The 17,591-nt window shown below is 73.5% G+C and carries 15 protein-coding genes; 5 read left to right on the top strand and 10 right to left on the bottom strand.

Going from position 1 to position 17,591, the window contains the following annotated elements; translation table 11 throughout:
- Nucleotide 1: 1 nt before the first annotated feature.
- Entirely contained in the window at nucleotides 2-385 is a 384-nt protein-coding gene (locus AMIR_RS04250; protein ID WP_012783472.1) for a DoxX family protein, read from the bottom strand.
- 59 nt (nucleotides 386-444) lie between these two features.
- On the opposite strand from AMIR_RS04250, the gene AMIR_RS04245 reads away from it, so the two are divergent.
- Genes AMIR_RS04245 through AMIR_RS04235 form a run of 3 tightly spaced genes read left to right on the top strand, consistent with a single transcriptional unit; the run spans nucleotide 445 to nucleotide 3,367 of the window.
- Nucleotides 445-1,884, top strand: a complete 1,440-nt coding sequence (locus AMIR_RS04245) for a M20/M25/M40 family metallo-hydrolase (protein WP_012783471.1) — start codon at nucleotides 445-447, stop codon at nucleotides 1,882-1,884.
- Nucleotides 1,884-2,963 (top strand): potassium channel family protein, encoded by a 1,080-nt coding sequence (locus AMIR_RS04240; protein WP_012783470.1) that lies wholly within the window; start codon nucleotides 1,884-1,886, stop codon nucleotides 2,961-2,963. Before AMIR_RS04245 ends, AMIR_RS04240 begins: the two co-directional genes overlap by 1 nt.
- A gap of 56 nt (nucleotides 2,964-3,019) precedes the next feature.
- Nucleotides 3,020-3,367 carry a hypothetical protein gene (locus AMIR_RS04235; protein ID WP_012783469.1) on the top strand — a complete coding sequence of 116 codons (348 nt, stop codon included), beginning with the start codon at nucleotides 3,020-3,022 and terminating at the stop codon, nucleotides 3,365-3,367.
- Here the strand turns inward: AMIR_RS04235 and AMIR_RS04230 are convergent.
- A complete protein-coding gene (locus tag AMIR_RS04230) occupies nucleotides 3,364-4,734 on the bottom strand; it encodes a sensor histidine kinase (protein ID WP_012783468.1) in 1,371 nt (456 codons plus the stop codon). The two genes, AMIR_RS04235 and AMIR_RS04230, sit on opposite strands and share 4 nt — an antisense overlap.
- On the bottom strand, nucleotides 4,731-5,417 hold the full coding sequence (locus AMIR_RS04225) for a response regulator transcription factor (protein WP_012783467.1): 687 nt from the start codon (nucleotides 5,415-5,417) through the stop codon (nucleotides 4,731-4,733). Before AMIR_RS04225 ends, AMIR_RS04230 begins: the two co-directional genes overlap by 4 nt.
- A gap of 116 nt (nucleotides 5,418-5,533) precedes the next feature.
- Here AMIR_RS04225 and AMIR_RS39980 point away from each other — a divergent pair, with 116 nt between their 5' ends.
- Both AMIR_RS39980 and AMIR_RS04215 read left to right on the top strand, forming a co-directional pair.
- A complete protein-coding gene (locus tag AMIR_RS39980; protein WP_041836574.1) occupies nucleotides 5,534-5,989 on the top strand; it encodes a hypothetical protein in 456 nt (151 codons plus the stop codon).
- Nucleotides 5,990-6,476: 487 nt separating this feature from the next.
- Complete coding sequence (locus AMIR_RS04215; RefSeq protein ID WP_143760634.1) at nucleotides 6,477-6,767, top strand: hypothetical protein; 291 nt, start codon at nucleotides 6,477-6,479, stop codon at nucleotides 6,765-6,767.
- 111 nt (nucleotides 6,768-6,878) lie between these two features.
- Here the strand turns inward: AMIR_RS04215 and AMIR_RS04210 are convergent, their stop codons facing one another.
- The 7 genes from AMIR_RS04210 to AMIR_RS04180 form a co-directional block, all read right to left on the bottom strand.
- A complete protein-coding gene (locus AMIR_RS04210) occupies nucleotides 6,879-7,577 on the bottom strand; it encodes a sirohydrochlorin chelatase (protein ID WP_245554582.1) in 699 nt (232 codons plus the stop codon).
- A gap of 56 nt (nucleotides 7,578-7,633) precedes the next feature.
- On the bottom strand, nucleotides 7,634-8,779 hold the full coding sequence (locus tag AMIR_RS04205; RefSeq protein ID WP_012783463.1) for a uroporphyrinogen-III synthase: 1,146 nt from the start codon (nucleotides 8,777-8,779) through the stop codon (nucleotides 7,634-7,636).
- Between the two features lie 38 nt (nucleotides 8,780-8,817).
- Nucleotides 8,818-9,210 carry a nitrite reductase small subunit NirD gene (nirD, locus tag AMIR_RS04200; RefSeq protein WP_012783462.1) on the bottom strand — a complete coding sequence of 131 codons (393 nt, stop codon included), beginning with the start codon at nucleotides 9,208-9,210 and terminating at the stop codon, nucleotides 8,818-8,820.
- A gap of 14 nt (nucleotides 9,211-9,224) precedes the next feature.
- Nucleotides 9,225-11,729, bottom strand: coding sequence for a nitrite reductase large subunit NirB (nirB, locus tag AMIR_RS04195; protein ID WP_012783461.1), 2,505 nt, complete (start codon nucleotides 11,727-11,729; stop codon nucleotides 9,225-9,227).
- A gap of 375 nt (nucleotides 11,730-12,104) precedes the next feature.
- On the bottom strand, nucleotides 12,105-13,457 hold the full coding sequence (locus AMIR_RS04190; RefSeq protein WP_012783460.1) for an MFS transporter: 1,353 nt from the start codon (nucleotides 13,455-13,457) through the stop codon (nucleotides 12,105-12,107).
- A 270-nt stretch (nucleotides 13,458-13,727) separates the two neighbouring features.
- Entirely contained in the window at nucleotides 13,728-15,215 is a 1,488-nt protein-coding gene (locus tag AMIR_RS04185; protein WP_012783459.1) for an FAD-dependent oxidoreductase, read from the bottom strand.
- A gap of 214 nt (nucleotides 15,216-15,429) precedes the next feature.
- Complete coding sequence (locus AMIR_RS04180) at nucleotides 15,430-17,463, bottom strand: molybdopterin oxidoreductase family protein (RefSeq protein WP_012783458.1); 2,034 nt, start codon at nucleotides 17,461-17,463, stop codon at nucleotides 15,430-15,432.
- Between the last annotated feature and the right edge of the window lie 128 nt (nucleotides 17,464-17,591).

Genomic DNA, 17,591 nt, shown 5'->3' with positions numbered 1-17,591 from the left:
ATCAGCGGGCGTCCCTGCGCACTCTCAACGCCCACAGCACCAACGGCACTTGGAGCGGGAGGCGGCCCCAGGCGAGTGTCCTCGCGCGGGCGGAGTCCCGTCGGTAGTCGTAAGCCATTTTCACATTCGCCGGGAAGACCGCGACGAAGAACCCCGCGGCGAGCAGCGCGCCCACGCGCCTGGTGCGCGGCGCGGCGACGGCGGCGGCCAGCGCGAGCTCGGCGACGCCGGAGGCGTTCGTCCAGGTCCGGGGGCTGCCGGGCAGCGAGCGCGGCACGATCGAGTCGAACGCCGCAGGCCGCGCGAAGTGCGCGAGCCCGGCCACGCCCAGCAGGGCGGCCAGTGCCTGCGCCCGGACCGACCGGGAACGAGCGGGGTGGTGCATGACCCCCACCCTGTCACGCGTGCTCCGGCTCCGCGCTACCAGGGTTATCCTCCCGCACCGTGAGCGGTGATCCGGAAAATTCCGAACATCCCGAGCCCCCCGAGCGCGCGGCGACGACCGTGCGGGCCGACGAGTTCCTCGCCGGTCTGCGGGACTGGCTCGCCATCCCCTCCATCGGGGTCGACCCGGCGCACCACGGCGACGTCGCCAGGTCGGCCGCCTGGCTGGCCGAGGCGCTGCGCGCCGACGGCTGGCCGGACGTGCGCGTCTGGGACGAGGGGCCAGCCCAGCCCGCCGTCTACGCCCACTGGCCGTCCGCCGACCCGGACGCGCCCGTCGTGCTGGTCTACGGCCACCACGACGTGCAACCGGTTGACCCGGTCGAGCGGTGGACCCGTCCCCCGTTCGCGCCCACCCTGGTCGGGGAGGAGCTGTTCGGTCGCGGGGCCAGCGACGACAAGGGCCAGGTCGCCATGCACCTGCTGGGCGTGCGCGCCCACCTGGCCGCGACCGGCCGCACCACCCCGGCGGTCACGCTCAAGCTGTTCGTCGAGGGCGAGGAGGAGGGCGGCTCCCCGCACATCGCCCGCACCCTCGCCGACCACGGGGCCGACCTCGACTGCGACCTGGTGGTCTTCACCGACACCCCGCTGTACTCCCGCGAGGCCCCGACCGTGTGCACCGGCCAGCGCGGCGTCTACGGCGCCGAGGTCGTGCTCACCGGCGGTGTCACCGACGTCCACTCCGGCCGGGCGGGCGGCAGCATCCCCAACCCGGCCACCGCGCTCGCCAGGCTCGTCGCCGCCCTGCACGACGAGGACGGCCGCGTCCAGCTCCCCGGCTTCTACGACCACGTCGTGCTGCCCACGGACGTCGAGCGCGCCGACTACGCCTCGCTCCCCTTCGACGAGGAGGTGTGGCTGACCAACTCCGGCCGGGCGCGCGGCCTGTCCGGCGAGACCGGCTGGTCCACCCTGGAGCGGGTCTGGGTGCGCCCCACCGCCGAGGTCAACGGCCTGGTCGCGGGCTACACCGGGCCGGGTCTGAAGACCGTCGTGCCCGCCGACGCCCGCGTGAAGCTGTCGTTCCGGCTGGTGCCCGGCCAGCGCCCCGAGCACGTGGCGGAGGCGCTGCGCGGGTTCGTCGACGCCCACACCCCCGAGGGGCTGCGCGCCGAGATCGTCAGCCGGGGCGACGGGGTGCCGCCGTACGCGGTGGACGTCGCGCACCCGGCGGTCGGCGCGGTCCGCGACGCCCTGGAGGGCGCCCTCGGCAAGCCGGTCCGGTTCAGCCGCACGGGCGGCTCCGGTCCCGCCGCCGTGCTGCACGAGACGCTGGGCGTGCCGGTGGTCTACTTCGGCGTGGCGCTGCCCGACGACAACATCCACGCGCCCGACGAGCGCGTCGTCGTGCCGCTGCTGCTCTCCGGGGCCGAGGCGCTGGCCGTGCTGTGGCGCACCCTGCCGGGCAGGCTCGCGGGCGGGGAGCCGCCGGCGTGATGAAGCACCTCATGGGGGAACCGCTCAGCGAGCGCCCCGGCCACTCCCTCGTGGGCGTGGTCAAGATGCCGGACACGGTGGAGAGCCCGGTCCAGGCGATCATGAAGCGGGTGATCGGCGCGCTGGCCGCGCTGATCGCCGCCGTGCTCATCGTCTACCTGGACCGGGACGGCTACCGGGACGTCAACGGCGACGGCCTGTCGCTGCTCGACGCGGTCTACTACGCGACCGTCTCGCTGTCCACGACCGGGTACGGCGACATCACCCCGGCCAGCTCGTCGGCCAGGCTCATCAACGTGCTCGTCATCACCCCGCTGCGGGTGCTGTTCCTGATCGTCCTGGTCGGCACGACCCTGGAAGTGCTCACCGAGCGCTCACGCCAGGCCCTGCGCATTCAGAAGTGGAGGACCAAGGTGCGCGACCACGTGGTCGTCATCGGGTACGGGACGAAGGGCCGCTCCGCCGTGAGCGCCCTGCTCGGCGACGGGACCGATCCCGGCTCGATCGTCGTGGTGGACACCGCCCAGTCGGCGCTCGACGCGGCCTCGGCCATCGGCCTGGTGACCGTGCTCGGCTCGGGGACCAGCAACGACGTGCTGAAGGTCGCCGGGGTGCCCAGGGCGAGGGCGGTGGTGGTCGCGGCGAACCGCGACGACACCGCCGTGCTGGTCACCCTGACCGCCCGCGAGCTGGCCCGAGACGGCGCGCAGGTCGTGGCGGCGGTGCGGGAGCGGGAGAACGAGCACCTGCTGCGCCAGTCCGGCGCGGACTCGGTGGTGGTCTCCAGCGAGACGGCGGGCCGCCTGCTCGGCATGGCCACCGCGACGCCGACCGTGGTCGACATGGTGGAGGACCTGCTGACCCCGGACTCGGGCCTGGCGATCGCGGAGCGCGACGTCGAGCCGGAGGAGATCGGCGGCTCGCCCCGGCACCTGTCGGACATCGTGCTGGGCGTGGTGCGGGGCGGGAAGCTGTACCGCATCGACGCGGCCGAGGCGGACGCGGTGGAGGCGGGCGACAAGCTGCTGTACGTGAAGAAGGTGACGCCGCCGGAGGAGGACGAGCTCGTCCGGCGTTGACCTGGGCGTCCGGGGCCGTCCCGCGTGGGACGGCCCCGGCGGGGTACCCGCAGCCCATGACCAGCGACCCCGACCCGAACCGCCCCCAGACCGCCGGCCGGGAGTTAGCGGCGCAGGCCCCGAAAAGCGGCAAGCCCGCCTGGAAGGAACCCGCCCTCGTCCTCGCGGTGACCACCGCGGCGGCCCTGCTGTTCGGCGTCCTCGTGCCCAGCTACCGCGCTGGCGGCTTCGAGGTGAGCACGGGCCCGATCATCACGGTCGCCATCGCGGCCACGATCTTCTGGGGCGTCTACGGAAGAGGCGGCGTGCGGGCCCACCGGGAGTCCAAGGAGGCCGCGCTGCAAGAGGTGCGCGCCCAGCGCTCGCCGGACGCCGGCCACAACGCCCCTCCGAGACCCCCCTAGTCCCGCTCTCCGCCCTCGGGGCCCTCCGCCTCCACGGTCGTCCCCTCGGAAGCCTTCTCGTCCGCCTCAACGGGCTTCTCCCCAGGCCCTTCCTCAGGCCCGATCGGCAGCACCACCCGGAACGTCGCCCCCGGTCGCCCCATCTGCGGGGCCAGGCAGGTCAGCTCGCCGCCGTGCGCCCGCACCACACCCCGCGCGATCGACAACCCCAACCCCGACCCGCCCCGCCGCCGATCGCGCGACTCGTCGAGCCGCACCAGCCGGTCGAAGATCCGCTCCCGTTCCAGCAGCGGCACGCCGGGCCCGTTGTCCGACACGGTCAGCCAGGCCCGGTCCCCGGCCCGCCACACCCGCAGCCGCACCACGCCCTCCCGCCCGGTGGCCTGCCGCGCGTTGTCCACCAGGTTCACCAGCACCTGCGCCAACCGCTCCGCGTCCGCCACCACGACGACCCGCTCGCCCTCGGCCTCCACGTCCAGGTCCGGCGCGAGCAACCGGCTGCGCGCCACCTCCGCCTCGGCCAGCCCCAGCAGGTCCACCGCCCCCACCTGCAGCTCCAGCCCCGCGTCTATCCGCGCCAGCTGCAGCAGGTCGTCCACCAGCCGCCCGGCCCGCCGCGCCTCCCGGACCAGCAGCAGGTTGAACTGCTCCCGCTCCTCCGCCGACGAGCTCTGCACCAGCGCCTCGGCGACCGCCTGCACCCCGGCGATCGGGGTGCGCAGCTCGTGCGCCGCGTCCGCCACGAACCGCTTGGTCCGCTGCTCCGACCCCTCCAGCGAGTCGAGCATGTCGTCGAACGCCGCCGCCGTGCGCCCCAGCTCGTTCTCCACCCGCGACGGGTTGAGCCGGTGCCCGCGCCGCCCGGCCGCGATCGAGCGGGCCAGGGTCGTCATCGCGTCCAGCGGCGCCAGCGCCCGGCGCACCACCCACACCAGCGCCACCACGGCCCCGCCGATGGCCGCGAGCCCCCCGGTCACCAGCACGCTCCGCAGCCGCGACTGCGCCGCCGACAGCACGCTCGTGTCCGCGTACAGCGTCACCGTGGACCCGTCCGCGAGGTTCCGGGTCACCTCCCGCCGCACGTCCCCGCTGGGCTCCTGCCCGAACTTCAGCCCGCTCGGCAGCTCCACCAGCACCCGCACGCCGCGGTTCTCCAGCCGGTTCACCAGCTCCGCGCCCCGGACCCGCTGCTTCACGAACTGCTGCGCCGCGCGCGCCTTGTCCTGGAGCACCGCGTCCATGTCCCGCCGCGACTGCGCCTCGAACTGCGAGTCCACCAGCAGCACCAGCCCGAGCACGACCACCGCCAGCACCGCCGCCGACGACACCGTGACCCGGCGCCGCAGCGACACCGTGCGCAGGCTCACGAGTCCTCCGCGCGCAGCACGTACCCCAGTCCCCGGACCGTGTGCAGCAGCCGGGGCCCGTGCTCCTCCAGCTTCCGGCGCAACGCGCTGACGTGCACCTCGACCAGGTTCGGGTCGTAGTCCTCGTACCCCCACACCGCGGTGAGGATCTGCGTCTTGCCGACCACCCGCCCCCGCTGCGCCGCCAGGTACCGCAGCAGCCGCAGCTCGGTGGCCGTCAGCTCGACCTGCGCGTTCCCGCGCACGACAACAGCCGAGTCCGCGTCGACGACCAGATCCCCGATCTGCACGGTCGACGGCGTGCGCCCCAACCTCCGCAGCACCGCACTGACCCGCGCCACCACCTCGGCGAGCACGAACGGCTTCGTCACGTAGTCATCGGCCCCGCGGTCCAGCCCGCGCAGCCGGTCCTGCACCCCGTCCCGAGCCGTGAGCATCACCACACCGGCCCCGCTCCCCCGCCGGATCACCTCCAGCAGCGCGAACCCGTCACGCCCTGGGAGCATCACGTCCAGCACGACGAGGTCAGGCCGAAATCTCGTCAACTCCCCTTCCAGGTCACGCCCGTCGGGCCGGACCCGCACCTGGTAGCCCTGCTCGCGCAGGGCCGAGCCCACCGCGGCCCCGATAGCCTCCGCGTCCTCGATCACCAGCACCCTGGCAGCAGTTGGCACAGCTCCCATTCTGCGACCGATCGCCCCGGAACGTCCGCCGACCTTCAGCCCACCCTCAGCTCCGCCCCCGAACGCACACCCACGCCCCCACGACAACCCGACACGCCGTCTGCCAACATCCACCCGTGGCGCTTCGGCTCAACCCCGTCCGGTGGGCGCTTGTGCTCCTCGTCGTCGGCCTCGCCGCGGTAGCGGTGGTGGTCGCCCTGTCCTGGCCGGAATCCACAGCCGAGGGCGCCCTGACCGAGGCAACCGTGACAACCCCGGCCCCCTGCAGCGGCCCGGAGGCCTTCGACCAGGTCGCGTACGACCTGAACGGCACCCGCCACGAGGCCAAGCTGGACGGCTGCGGCCACAGCGAGAACGAAATCGTGCGCGTACTCGTGAAGGCGAACACGACGGCAGACACCCTGCTCCAATCCGCAAGCACGGTGTCCGACAACACCATCCCCCTGGCAGGCCGCCTGAGCGGAATGCTGGTCTGCCTGAGCGGCCTAGCAGGCGCCCTCTACGCCTACCTGCTAACCCGCCGCGGCACCACGCCACTCCCCACCTTGATCCCCAACAAGGTCGGCCCATAGCCGCCACGGCCATCAGCAGCAGCCACCTGGACACCCGAACGGGTGAGGCACGCAAGCCCGGACCATCACCGCACTCGCGGGCTGCGGGGCGAGCGCAGCGAGCCCACAGCCGCCCAATCCCGCGTCCCTCTTCTCCGTTTGGCCTGGCGAAGCCCGAGCACGCTTGTCAAGATGCCGCCGCACTGCCACGGCAGACCGCCCGAGTCATACGGCGTCTTGACGAGCGTGCTTGCCTGAAAGGAGGCCACACGGAGAAGAGGGACCCCGCCCACCGCAGTGGTAAACGGGACCACAGGACCAACGGTCACCGGCCGACAGAGCCCGTCCCCCTCTTTTTTGGAGGTCTGCCCCGCCGGCGAGGCGTGCCCTTCAGCTCTTGATCTTGCAACTCGCCAAGCAGCGAAGATCACCAGAAATATTCGCCTGCGGTTCTCCCCACCGGATCCCTATGGTGGACAGCTCTCAACCGAAGGAGTCGATCCACAGCATGGCGAAGTACACCCCTGGGATGACCGTGATGTTCAAGCACCAGAAGCACGTGGTCCTCAGGACGAACCTGAAGGCCGACGGCAAGGACGCGCTGATGATCACGCCCCTGCACAAGGACAAGCCGTCCGGCGACGCCTCCTACATCAGGGCGAACACCAGTTGGGACTACCGCTGGTTCCAGCTCGGTCATGGAACCGTCGTCGAGACCGCCACGGTCTCCAACACCGGCGTCTTCCCGTTCTCCCTCAACGGGGAGACGCTGAAGACCCTCCTGAAGGCGCTGAACTAGGCCCTCCGGCGCTCTAGGGACGTCCCCGCACCCACTACTGCCCCACCGGTACGCCGCACTGCGGCACCTGAGGCACGCGGGGGAGAGAGAAGCCCTGTCCACCGCCGCTCCTCAAGCCGCCCACCGCGAACGACGCCCCTCGTAATACCGCAGCAAAACCGCCTCGACCACCCGCTCATGCGCACCGATCGGCTCAGACACGATCTCGGCGCCGCACTCCCGCATCCCCCGGTGAAAAACCCCAGGCGCCAACAACCACGACGCCACCGCAACCCGCCCACCCGACCCGCCACCAGCCGCACCAGCCGCACCAGCCGCACCAGCCGCAGCAGCCCCCGCAGCCCCCGCAGCCCCCGCAGCCCGAACCTCAGCCACCACCTCCCCAATCCGAGGCGAAGCCGTAGCCGCGTACCCAACCCGAACCGGCCCCCCAACCCACTGGGCCAGCACCTCCGCAACCTTCCGAACCTCACCCAAAGCCCGAGCATCCGAAGACCCAGCCGCCCCGAGCACCACCGGGTCCCCTTCCCTCCACCCGGCTTCCCGCAACCGCTCCACCACCGCAGGCACCACCGCCGCCCCGATCGGCTCGGCGATCACCACATCCCGATGCCCGGACGCCACAACCTGCGCAGGCACATCAACCCGCACGTGATACCCAGCCGCCAAAAAGGCAGGGACCACCACCGCGGGCCCCCGAACCTCCCGCAGCACCGCAGTCACATCAGGCTGCCGCACATCCGCGTAGGCAACCCGAACGTCGACCCCACCCCGCTCCCGAACCAACCGCGCGATCTCCTCGACGACCACACCCCCACCCGGATGCCGAGTCCCGTGCGCCACCAGCACCAACGTGCCACCCGCGCTCACACCGCCACCCCACCGCACTCGAACCGCGACGGCTCGACGGCCAACCGGTACCCCCGCTTCACCACGGTCGCCACCACCCCCGGATCCCCGAGCGCAGTCCGCAACCGCCCCACCGCCGTCTCCACCGCGTGCTCCTCCCCACCCCCCGGCAACGCCGCCAACAACTCCTTCCGCGACACCACCCGCCCCCGCGCCTCCACCAACGCCCGCAGCACCGCCATGGGCGCGGGCGCGACCGGCCGCAACTCCCCGTCCACCAGCACCCCCTGCCCCCGCAGCTCGATCTCCCGCCCCTCCACCGGAACCCGAACCGCCCGAGCCGGAAGCTCCACCACCACCTCCCGAGCCAACGCCCCCATCCGCGCCCGCCCCGGCTGCACCACCGGAACCCCCACCGCCACCAGCGGCCCGGCCGCGATCGCCCCCACGCACACCACCAGCACCCGCCGCAACGCGGCGAGCACCTCCTCGTACCGCCCCATCTGCCGGGCCGTCTCCAGCACCGACGCCGCCGCAGGCGCGGACGTGAACGTCATCGCGTCCACCTGCCCCGACAGCACCCCTTCCAACAACCGCTCCAACGGCCCCGGGTCAGCGGGCCCGGTCCACCGGTAGACCGGGACCTCCACCACCTCGGCCCCGGCCTCCCGCAACGCCCCGGTGAACTCCGGCAGCGGAATCCCGTGCAACTGCACCGCGATCCGCTTCCCCGCCACCCCCAACCCCAACAAATGCTCCAGAAGCTCGGCGTTGGACTCGCTGGAAGGCGACCAGTCCTCCACCAGCCCGGCAGCCCGCACAGCCCCCCGAGCCTTGGGCCCCCGCGCCAACAGCAACCCGTCCCCGAGCGCCGTCAACAACCGATCCCCGAGCCCCCACCCCTCCGCGGCCTCGACCCACCCCCGGAACCCGATCCCGGTGGTGGCCACGACCGCGTCGACCTGCCGGGCGAGCACCAGCTCGGTGGCCTCCAACAACTTCGCGTCGTCGTGCAGCGGAACGATCCGGATCGCGGGCCCGTGCAGCACCGCAGCGCCCTTCCGCTCCAGCAGCGCCACCAGCTCCTCGGCCCGCCGAGCCGCGGTGACCCCCACCGTGAACCCCGCGAGCGGCCCGGCAGCGGCAGCACCCCCGCCCGCCACACCCCCGCCCGCAGCACCCCCGCCCGCCACACCCCCGGTCACGGCGCTCCCACCCGCACAACACCCTCCACCACGCTCACCGGGTACGACTCGACCACGACCGCCGGGTCGTCCAAGCACCTCCCGGTGCTCAGCTCGAAAGCCTGCTTGTACAACGGCGAGATCACCACCGGAACCCCACCCCGGTCCCCGACGATCCCCCGCGACAGCACCGCGGCCCCGCTGAACGGGTCCACGTTGCCCAGCGCGTGCAACCCCCCGTCGCTGGTGAGGAACACCGCGACCTGCGTCCCATCCGGCAGCAGCGCCGCGACTCCGCGCTCGGGCTGCAACGCGCTCAAGTCGCACACCGGGACCACCGGGCCCACCGGAGCAACCGGGCCCACCTGGGCAATCGGGACCACCTGGGCCATGGGCGTAGCTGGAGCCATGGGGCACACTCCTGTCATCGGGCCACCTCCGGGATTCCGAGCACGACCGGCACGCGCTGGCCCCGCTCCTCGCGGAAGGAGATCGTGGGGTCCGGCGCTCCCGGCGCGTTCACGAACGACGTGAACCGCGCCAGCTTCTCCGGGTCGTCCAGCACTCCCCGCCACTCGTCGGCGTAGGAGTCGACGTGCTTGGCCATCGCCGCTTCCAGGTCCGCGCAGATGCCGAGGCTGTCGTGCACGACCACGTCGCGCAGGTGGTCGAGCCCGCCCTCCATGGACTCGATCCACGGCGCGGTGCGCTGCAGCTTGTCGGCCGTGCGGATGTAGAACATCAGGAACCGGTCGATGATCCTGATCAGCATCCCGGTGTCCACGTCGGACACCAGAAGATCAGCGTGCCGGGGCGTGAACCCGCCGTTGCCGCCGACGTACAGGTTCCACCCGTTCTCCGTCGCGATGACCCCGAAGTCCTTGCCGCGCGCCTCCGCGCACTCGCGCGCGCACCCGGACACCGCCGACTTGAACTTGTGCGGCGACCGCAGCCCCCGGTAGCGCAGCTCCAGCTCGATGGCGAGCCCCACCGAGTCCTGCACGCCGAAGCGGCACCACGTCGACCCGACGCACGACTTCACCGTGCGCAGCGACTTGCCGTAGGCGTGCCCGGACTCGAACCCGGCGTCCACCAGCCGCCGCCAGATGAGCGGCAGCTGGTCCACGGTCGCCCCGAACAGGTCGATCCGCTGCCCGCCGGTGATCTTCGTGTAGAGCCCGTAGTCGCGGGCCACCTCGCCGATCACGATCAGCTTCTCCGGCGTGATCTCGCCGCCGGGGATGCGCGGCACCACCGAGTAGGTGCCGTTGCGCTGGATGTTGGCCAGGAACCGGTCGTTGGTGTCCTGGAGCGTGACCTGCTCGCCGCCCAGGATGTGCCCGTTCTCCAGCGACGCCAGGATCGACGCCACCGCGGGCTTGCACAGGTCGCACCCCCGCCCGCTGCCGTACCGGGCGACCAGCTCGCTGAACGTGCCGACACCCGTGGAGCGGACGATCTCGAACAGCTCGGCGCGGGACTGCGGGAAGTGCTCGCACAGCGCGCGGGACTGCTCGACCCCGCACTCCGCCAGCAGCTTCTTCAGCATCGGCACGCACGACCCGCACCCGGTGCCCGCCTTGGTGCACGCCTTGATGCCCGGCACGTCCACGGCCCGCCCGCTGGTGATCGCGTCGGTGACCTGCTGCTTGGTGACCGCGTGGCAGGAGCACACCTGCGCGTCGGCGGGCAGCGCCAGCTCGGCCGCCGCCGCGCCGATGAGGGACACCGGGTCGCCGGGCACCGGGCGGCCGACGAGCGGGCGCAGCGCCGGGTACTTGGAGGCGTCGCCGACGAGCACGCCGCCGAGGAGGGTCCTGGCGTCGTCGGACACGACGACCTTGGCGTAGGTCCCGGCGACGGCGTCGTTGACCACGACCTCCAGCGCGCCGGGCGAGGTGGCGTGCGCGTCGCCGAACGAGGCGACGTCGACGCCGAGGAGCTTGAGCTTGGTGGAGGTGTCCGCGCCGGGGAACTCGGCCGCGCCGCCGAGGAGCCGGTCCGCGACCACCTCCGCCATGGCGTAGCCGGGGGCGACCAGCCCGTACACCACGCCGCCGACGAGCGCGCACTCGCCGATGGCGTAGACGTCCGGGTCGGAGGTGCGGCAGCCGCCGTCCACGACGACGCCGCCGCGCGGTCCGACGTCGAGCCCGGCCGCGCGGGCCAGCTCGTCGCGGGGCCGGATGCCCGCCGAGAACACCACGACGTCCAGGTCCAGCTCGCGGCCGTCGGACAGGGTGGCGGCGAGCCGGTCGCCGTCGCGGGTGACGGCGGTGGCCGAGACTCCCGTGTGGACGGTCAGGCCGAGCTTCTCCACCATGCGCTTGAGCAGCGCGCCGCCGCCCTCGTCGATCTGCAGCGGCATCAGGCGCGGGCCCAGCTCGACCACGTGCGGGGAGATCCCCATGCCGCGCAGGGCGTTCGCGGCCTCCAGGCCGAGCAGCCCGCCGCCGAGGACCATGCCCGCGCGGCGGCCCATGCCCCGCTGCCCGGCTCCGCGCAGGCGCGCCGCGTCGACGGTCGCCCGGATCGCGTCCAGGTCGTCGATGGTGCGGTAGACGTGGCAGCCGGGCAGGTCCCGGCCGGGGACGGGCGGCACGAACGGGCTGGACCCGGTGGCCAGCACGAGCGCGTCGTAGGCCAGCTCGGCACCGGTGGAGGTGCGCACGCGCTTGGCGGCGCGGTCGACCCCGGTGACCGACTCGCCGAGGCGCAGCTCCACCGCGTCGTCGTGCGGCTCCAGCGCGAGGCCGCTCGCGTCCCAGGTGTCGACGTAGCTGGAGAGCGCGACCCGGTCGTACGCGGCCCTGGGCTCCTCGGCCAGGACCACCACGCGCCAGGCCCCGTCGACGTCCCTTTCCCGCACCGCCTGGACCAGGCGGTGACCGACCATGCCGTGACCGACGACCAGAAGCGTCCGCGTCATCGAAACCAACCTCCTCCGACCCGGAGAAATGCTCACCGGGAACGGTATCGCTGGAAAGACGTGCGAGTTTCGCGAGCGTTAAAGCGCGCTCACACCGCACGTCAGGGGCTTGTGCGCGGGGTCCGCGCTTCCGGTGGGCGGCGCGCCGCCCTCACCACGCGGTCGGGCGTTTCTGCCGTACGAACGTTCGTTTTCCAATAGCCCGGCGCATTCCGGAAAACCCCGGAATTCAGCGTTCCACCTGCGCGGTTGGCGGTCCCGCGAGATCGCGGGACCGCACCGCCGCTCACCCTTTCGAGCGCCTTTTTTGTGGCCGTGCTCACACTTTTTTGATCAATTCGGACACGCGTGGGGGTCCGCCGTCAGATCCCGCCGTCAGATCCCGGCGTGCGCCAGGCTGGGCACCCGCCCGAACGAGACGCGCCGGAGGTAGAACCACCACGTGGTGACCACGCACAGCGCGTAGAACCCGAGGAACGCCGTCAGCGCAGGCGCGAGGGTCTTGCCGCCCTCCAGGGAGAACTTGAACACCAGGTTGACCAGCACCCCGCCGAACGCCCCGACCGCGCCCGCGATGCCCACCACGGCGGCGGCCTGCCGCTTGGCGGAGGCGGCGTCCGCGACCTGCGTCGCGAAGATCGCCGGGATCATCCGGTAGGTCGAGCCGTTGCCCAGACCCGTCAGCACGAACAGCACGATGAACGAGCCGAAGAACAGCGGGAAGCTGCGCGTCTCCACGCTCACCAGCACGCCCGCACACCCCAGCGCGAGCCCGACGAACACGCCGACGGTGACCCGCGCGCCACCGAGCCGGTCCGCGAGCCAGCCGCCGAACGGCCGGGTCACCGAGCCGATGAGCGCGCCGAGGAACGCCAGCGCCACGAACCCCTTCTGCTCGGCGAAGCTGAGCTTGATCAGGGACGGGAAGGCGAACGAGAAGCCGATGAACGAGCCGAACGTGCCGATGTAGAGCAGCGACATGACCCAGGTGTGCCGGTTGGTCATCGCCAGCCGGTAGGAGGTGCCGTCCGGCCTGGCCTCGGTGAGGCTGTCCATGAACAACCACGCGCAGGCCGTGGACACGACCACGAACGGCATCCACACCAGCGCCGCGTACGCCAGGTTGATCCCGGCGCCCCAGGTGATCACGATCGGCACGACCAGCTGCACCATCGCCACGCCGAGGTTGCCGCCCGCCGCGTTCAGGCCGAGCGCGAGGCCCTTCTTGCCCTCCGGGTAGAAGAACGAGATGTTGGCCATCGACGAGGAGAAGTTCCCACCGCCGAACCCGGTCGTGGCGGCGGTGAGCAGGAAGAACCAGTACGGCGTGCCCGGCGTGCTGACCGCGTACGCGAGCATCGCGCACGGGATCAGCAGCATCCCCGCGCTGAACGCCGTCCACGCCCGGCCGCCGAAGCGGGGCACCGCGAACGTGTAAGGCACCCGCAGCACCGCGCCCACCAGGTTGGGCACGATCAGCAGCCAGAAGGTCTGCCCGACCGTGAAGGCGAACCCGACCTGGCCGAGGCTGACGACGACGATGCTCATGAGGCTCCACACCGTGAAGCCGAGGTTCTCCGCGAGGACGGAGAACACCAGGTTCTTGCGCGCGACCCGCCTGCCCTCGCGCGCCCAGAACTCCGGGTCCTCGGGCTCCCACCGGTCGATCCACCGCCCGCCGCGCCTGCTCCGCGCGACCGCGCCCCGATCCTCGTGCACCGTGCTCATCGAGACCTCCAGAACCACCGATCGCTTGTGGGGCAACCTAAGGAGCCGCGGTTACCCCGACGTGCGATCGCGTGTCGTGTCGGGCAATTCCCCCGCACACCGGGTGGCGGGGAGCTGTGAGGGAAGAACGTGGGGGTCACCGGGGCGACCGCCGGGCAGGGGGGAGCTTGGGAGGGAAGAGCGCGGGGGTCACCGGGGCGACCGCTGAGCTTGTGGTCCAGCAAGCAGTCGCGCCTGCGGTGAGTCGGGGGCTGGCTTCGGGGGTGGCGCTCATAGCCCGCGTACAGCTGATCGCTGGTTCTCGACCGCTGACGCGGTCGAGGGTTCCGCCGCCGCAAGCCAATCCGCGATCCCGCACACCGCGTCCCGGCACCCGCCGCACCCCGTGCCGGCACGAGTCGCCTCCACCAACCCCGGCGCCGAACGCGCGCCGGCCCGCCAGGCGCTCACCAGCTGCCCCTTGCTGACCGTGTTGCACCGGCACACCACCGCCCCCGCGGGCAGGTCCGCCGGACTCGCCTCCGCGACCGCCCCGGCGGGCAGCGCGCGCCCCAGCAGCAGCCCCAGCCGGTCCGACGGCGCGGGCAGCCCCCGGTCGTACAGCTGGGTCACCGCCGCCGCCGCGTCCGGCACGCCCAGCAGGATCGCCCCGGTGACCCGGTCGTCGCGCAGCACGAGCTTCGCGTACCGCCCGCGCGCCGGGTCCTCCAGCGCCAGCACCTCGGCCCGCTCGTCGTCCACGCCCACGTGCACCTCGCCCAGCGCCACCAGGTCGACGTCCCGCGCCTTGAGCCGGGTCACCGCCCCACCACCCCGGTACCGGGCGGCCGGGTCGGTCCCGGTGAGCCGGTCGGCGAGCACGGCGGCCTGCTCCCACGCGGGCTGCACCAGCCCGGTCGGGGCGCCCTCGTGCTGGGCGCAGTCGCCGATGGCGTGCACCCTCGGGTCGTCGGTGCGCAGCGCGTCGTCCACCAGCACGCCCCGGTCCACGGCGATCCCGGCCTGCGCGGCCAGCTCCACCGCGGGCCGCACGCCCGCCGCCACCACGAGCAGGTCGGCGGCCAGCCGCGTCCCGTCCGCCAGCCGCAGCCCCTCGCCGGGCTCGTACCGCTCGGCGACCGCGCCCAGCCGCAGCTCAACGCCCAGCCCGCCCAGCGCCCTGGCGAGCACCCGCCCGGCGCCCGCGTCGAGCTGCCGCTCCATCAGGTGCGACCGGGGGTGCACGACGGTCACCAGGCACCCGCGCGCCACCAGCCCGCGCGCGGCCTCCAGGCCGAGCAGCCCGCCCCCGAGCACCACGACGGGCGCGCCGGGCCTGGCCGCCGAGGTGATGGCGGCGCAGTCGTCCAGGGTCCGGAACGCGACCGCGCCGGGCGCGAGCACCCCGTCCACCCCGACCAGCCCCGCGACCGGCGGCAGCCACGGCCGGGCCCCGGTGGCGAGCACGAGGGCGTCGTAGGGCACCTCGCCGTCGTCCACCTGCACGACCCGCCGCACCCGGTCGACCTTGCCGACCGACGCGCCCAGCCTCAGGTCCGCGGCGGACCGCTCGGCCCAGTCGGGGGCGTGCAGCCGCACCGACTCGGGCGGCAGCGAGCCCGCGACGACGCTGGAGAGCAGCACCCGGTTGTACGCGGGGTGGCGCTCGGCGCCGAGCAGGGTGAGCCCGACCCGCTCCCCGCCGGGGTCGCGCCGCAGCACCTCCTCGGCGAACCTGGCGCCCGCCATGCCATGGCCCACGACGACGACGCGCCTCACGTTCCCGACCTCCCACCCGCGCCGGCGGGTGGGGACCCACCCCACCGCCGCACGAAGCCACCCGGCACCACACCGGAACCGACCCACCGACCAACCGGAAGCGCGACGCCGACGACCCCCGGCACGACAGCCGCCGCCCCGCCGTCAGACCCGCTCCAACCGGTCCGCGCCGGCGACGCCGACGAACCCCGGCACGACAACCGCCGCCCCGCCGTCACACCCGCTCCAACCGGACCGCGCACACCTTGAACTCGGGCATCCGGCTGACCGGGTCGAGCGCCGGGTTGGTCAGCAGGTTCGCGCGCCCGTCGCCGGGGAAGTGGAACGGCAGGAACACCAGGTCCACCCGCATCGACGCCACGCACCGCACCCGCGCGAGGGTGCGCCCCCGCCGCGACACCACCGCCGCCATCCCGCCGTGCGCGAGCCCGGCCCGCCCCGCGGTGTCCGGGTGCACCTCCACGTACGCCTCCGGCTCGGCCGCGACCAGCTCGGCCACGAGCCGGGTCTGCGCCCCGGACTGGTAGTGCTGGAGCACCCGCCCGGTGGTGGCCTGCAGCGGGTAGTCGGCGTCCGGCGGCTCGGCGGGCCCCCGGTGGTCGACGGCGGCGAACCTGGCCAGCCCGTCCGGGTGCGCGAACCGGTCGAGGAACACGCGGGGCGTGCTGTCCGGCACGACCGGCCAGTGCAGCGCCTCGCCCGCCGCGAGCCGGGCGTAGCTGACCCCGGAGTAGTCGGCGGGCCCCCCGGCGGAGGCGCGCCGCAGCTCCTCGAACACCACCTCGGGCTCCACCGGGAACCGCTCCCCCGGCTGCCCGAGCCGCTCGGCGAGCCCGCGCAGCACCTCCAGGTCGCTGCGCACCCCGTCCGGGGCCCGCACGGCCCGCTGCCGCAGCAGGACCCGGCCCTCCAGGTTCGTCATGGTGCCGCTCTCCTCGGCCCACTGCGTCACCGGCAGCACCACGTCCGCCCGCGCGGCCGTCTCGGACAGCACCAGGTCGGCCACCACGAGCAGGTCGAGCGCGGCGAGCCGGTCGGCGACGTGGCCCGCGCGGGGCGCGGACACCACGACGTTGCTGCCGAACACCAGCAGCGCCTTCGGCCCGTCCGGCTGGCCGAGGGCGTCGAGCAGCTCGTAGGCGGACCTGCCGGGCCCTGGGAGCTCGTCGACGCCCCAGACCCGCTGGACGTGCTCGCGGGCCACCGGGTCGGTGATCTTGCGGTAGCCGGGCAGCTGGTCGGCCTTCTGGCCGTGCTCGCGCCCGCCCTGCCCGTTGCCCTGGCCGGTGAGGCAGCCGTACCCGGAGCCGGGCGTGCCGGGCAGGCCGAGCGCGAGGGCGAGGTTGATCCACGCCGACACCGCGTCCGCCCCGCTGGCGTGCTGCTCGGTGCCGCGCCCGGTGAGCACGTGGGCGCGGTCGGCCTCGGCGAGCAGCCGCACCGCCGCGCGCTGGTCGGCGACCGGCACCCCGGTGACCCGCTCGACCCGCTCGGGCCACCAGGTCGCGGCGATCCGCCAGGCGTCGTCGAACCCGGTGGTGCGCTCGGCGACGTAGGTCTTGTCCAGGTGCCCGTCCGCGACGGCGACGTGCAGCAGGCCGAGCGCGAGGGCCAGGTCGGTGCCGGGCGCGGGCGCGAGGTGGACGGCCGCGAGCTCGGCGGTGGCGGTGCGCCGGGGGTCCACGACGACGAGCGCGGCGCCGCGCAGGTGCTGGACGAACGGCGGCATGGTCTCGGCCGGGTTGCCGCCCGCCAGCAGGACGGCCCCCGAGTCGTCCAGGTCGGTGACCGGGAACGGCATCCCCCGGTCGAGCCCGAACGCGCGCGTCCCGGCCGCCGCCGCGCTGGACATGCAGAACCGGCCGTTGTAGTCGATCTGGGAGGTGCCGAGGGCGACGCGGGCGAACTTGCCCAGCAGGTACGACTTCTCGTTGGTGAGCCCGCCGCCGCCGAACACGCCCACCGAGTCGGGCCCGTGGTCGCGGCGCAGCGCGACGAGGCGGCCCGCGACGAGGTCGAGCGCCTCGTCCCAGGAGGCCGGTCTCAGCTCGCCGCGCGCCCCGTCCGGCGACCGGTCGCGCACCAGCGGGGTGGTCAGCCGGGCGGGCGAGGTGAGCAGCGCGGCGGACGTCCAGCCCTTCTGGCAGAGCCCGCCCCGGTTGGTCGGGAACTCGCGGGGCGACACCTCGCCGTCGACGATCGTCATCGCGCACTGGAGCGCGCAGTACGGGCAGTGGGTGTCGGTCACCCGGACGACGGTAGGAACCGGCTGTTAACTCGGCACAGTGCTGTGTTTCGGGGAAGCGAACTTGCCTGCGCAGCGGCCCGGCCCGCGCGGTGAGGTCACCCGTGGCGGGGGCTCCGGCACCGGCCGTT

It is taken from the genome of Actinosynnema mirum DSM 43827, from assembly GCF_000023245.1.
In the GTDB taxonomy this organism is placed as follows: domain Bacteria; phylum Actinomycetota; class Actinomycetes; order Mycobacteriales; family Pseudonocardiaceae; genus Actinosynnema; species Actinosynnema mirum.
This window is presented reverse-complemented; position numbering and strand designations above follow the sequence as displayed.

What these genes read in the sequence shown, in the direction of transcription:
- AMIR_RS04215 (WP_143760634.1), top strand. Translation starts at nt 6,477, where the DNA reads ATGGCGAAGTACACCCCTGGGATGACCGTGATGTTCAAGCACCAGAAG.
- AMIR_RS04250 (WP_012783472.1), bottom strand. Translation starts at nt 385, where the DNA reads ATGCACCACCCCGCTCGTTCCCGGTCGGTCCGGGCGCAGGCACTGGCC.
- AMIR_RS04225 (WP_012783467.1), bottom strand. Translation starts at nt 5,417, where the DNA reads ATGGGAGCTGTGCCAACTGCTGCCAGGGTGCTGGTGATCGAGGACGCG.
- nirD (WP_012783462.1), bottom strand. Translation starts at nt 9,210, where the DNA reads ATGGCTCCAGCTACGCCCATGGCCCAGGTGGTCCCGATTGCCCAGGTG.
- AMIR_RS04235 (WP_012783469.1), top strand. Translation starts at nt 3,020, where the DNA reads ATGACCAGCGACCCCGACCCGAACCGCCCCCAGACCGCCGGCCGGGAG.
- nirB (WP_012783461.1), bottom strand. Translation starts at nt 11,729, where the DNA reads ATGACGCGGACGCTTCTGGTCGTCGGTCACGGCATGGTCGGTCACCGC.
- AMIR_RS04240 (WP_012783470.1), top strand. Translation starts at nt 1,884, where the DNA reads ATGAAGCACCTCATGGGGGAACCGCTCAGCGAGCGCCCCGGCCACTCC.
- AMIR_RS04190 (WP_012783460.1), bottom strand. Translation starts at nt 13,457, where the DNA reads ATGAGCACGGTGCACGAGGATCGGGGCGCGGTCGCGCGGAGCAGGCGC.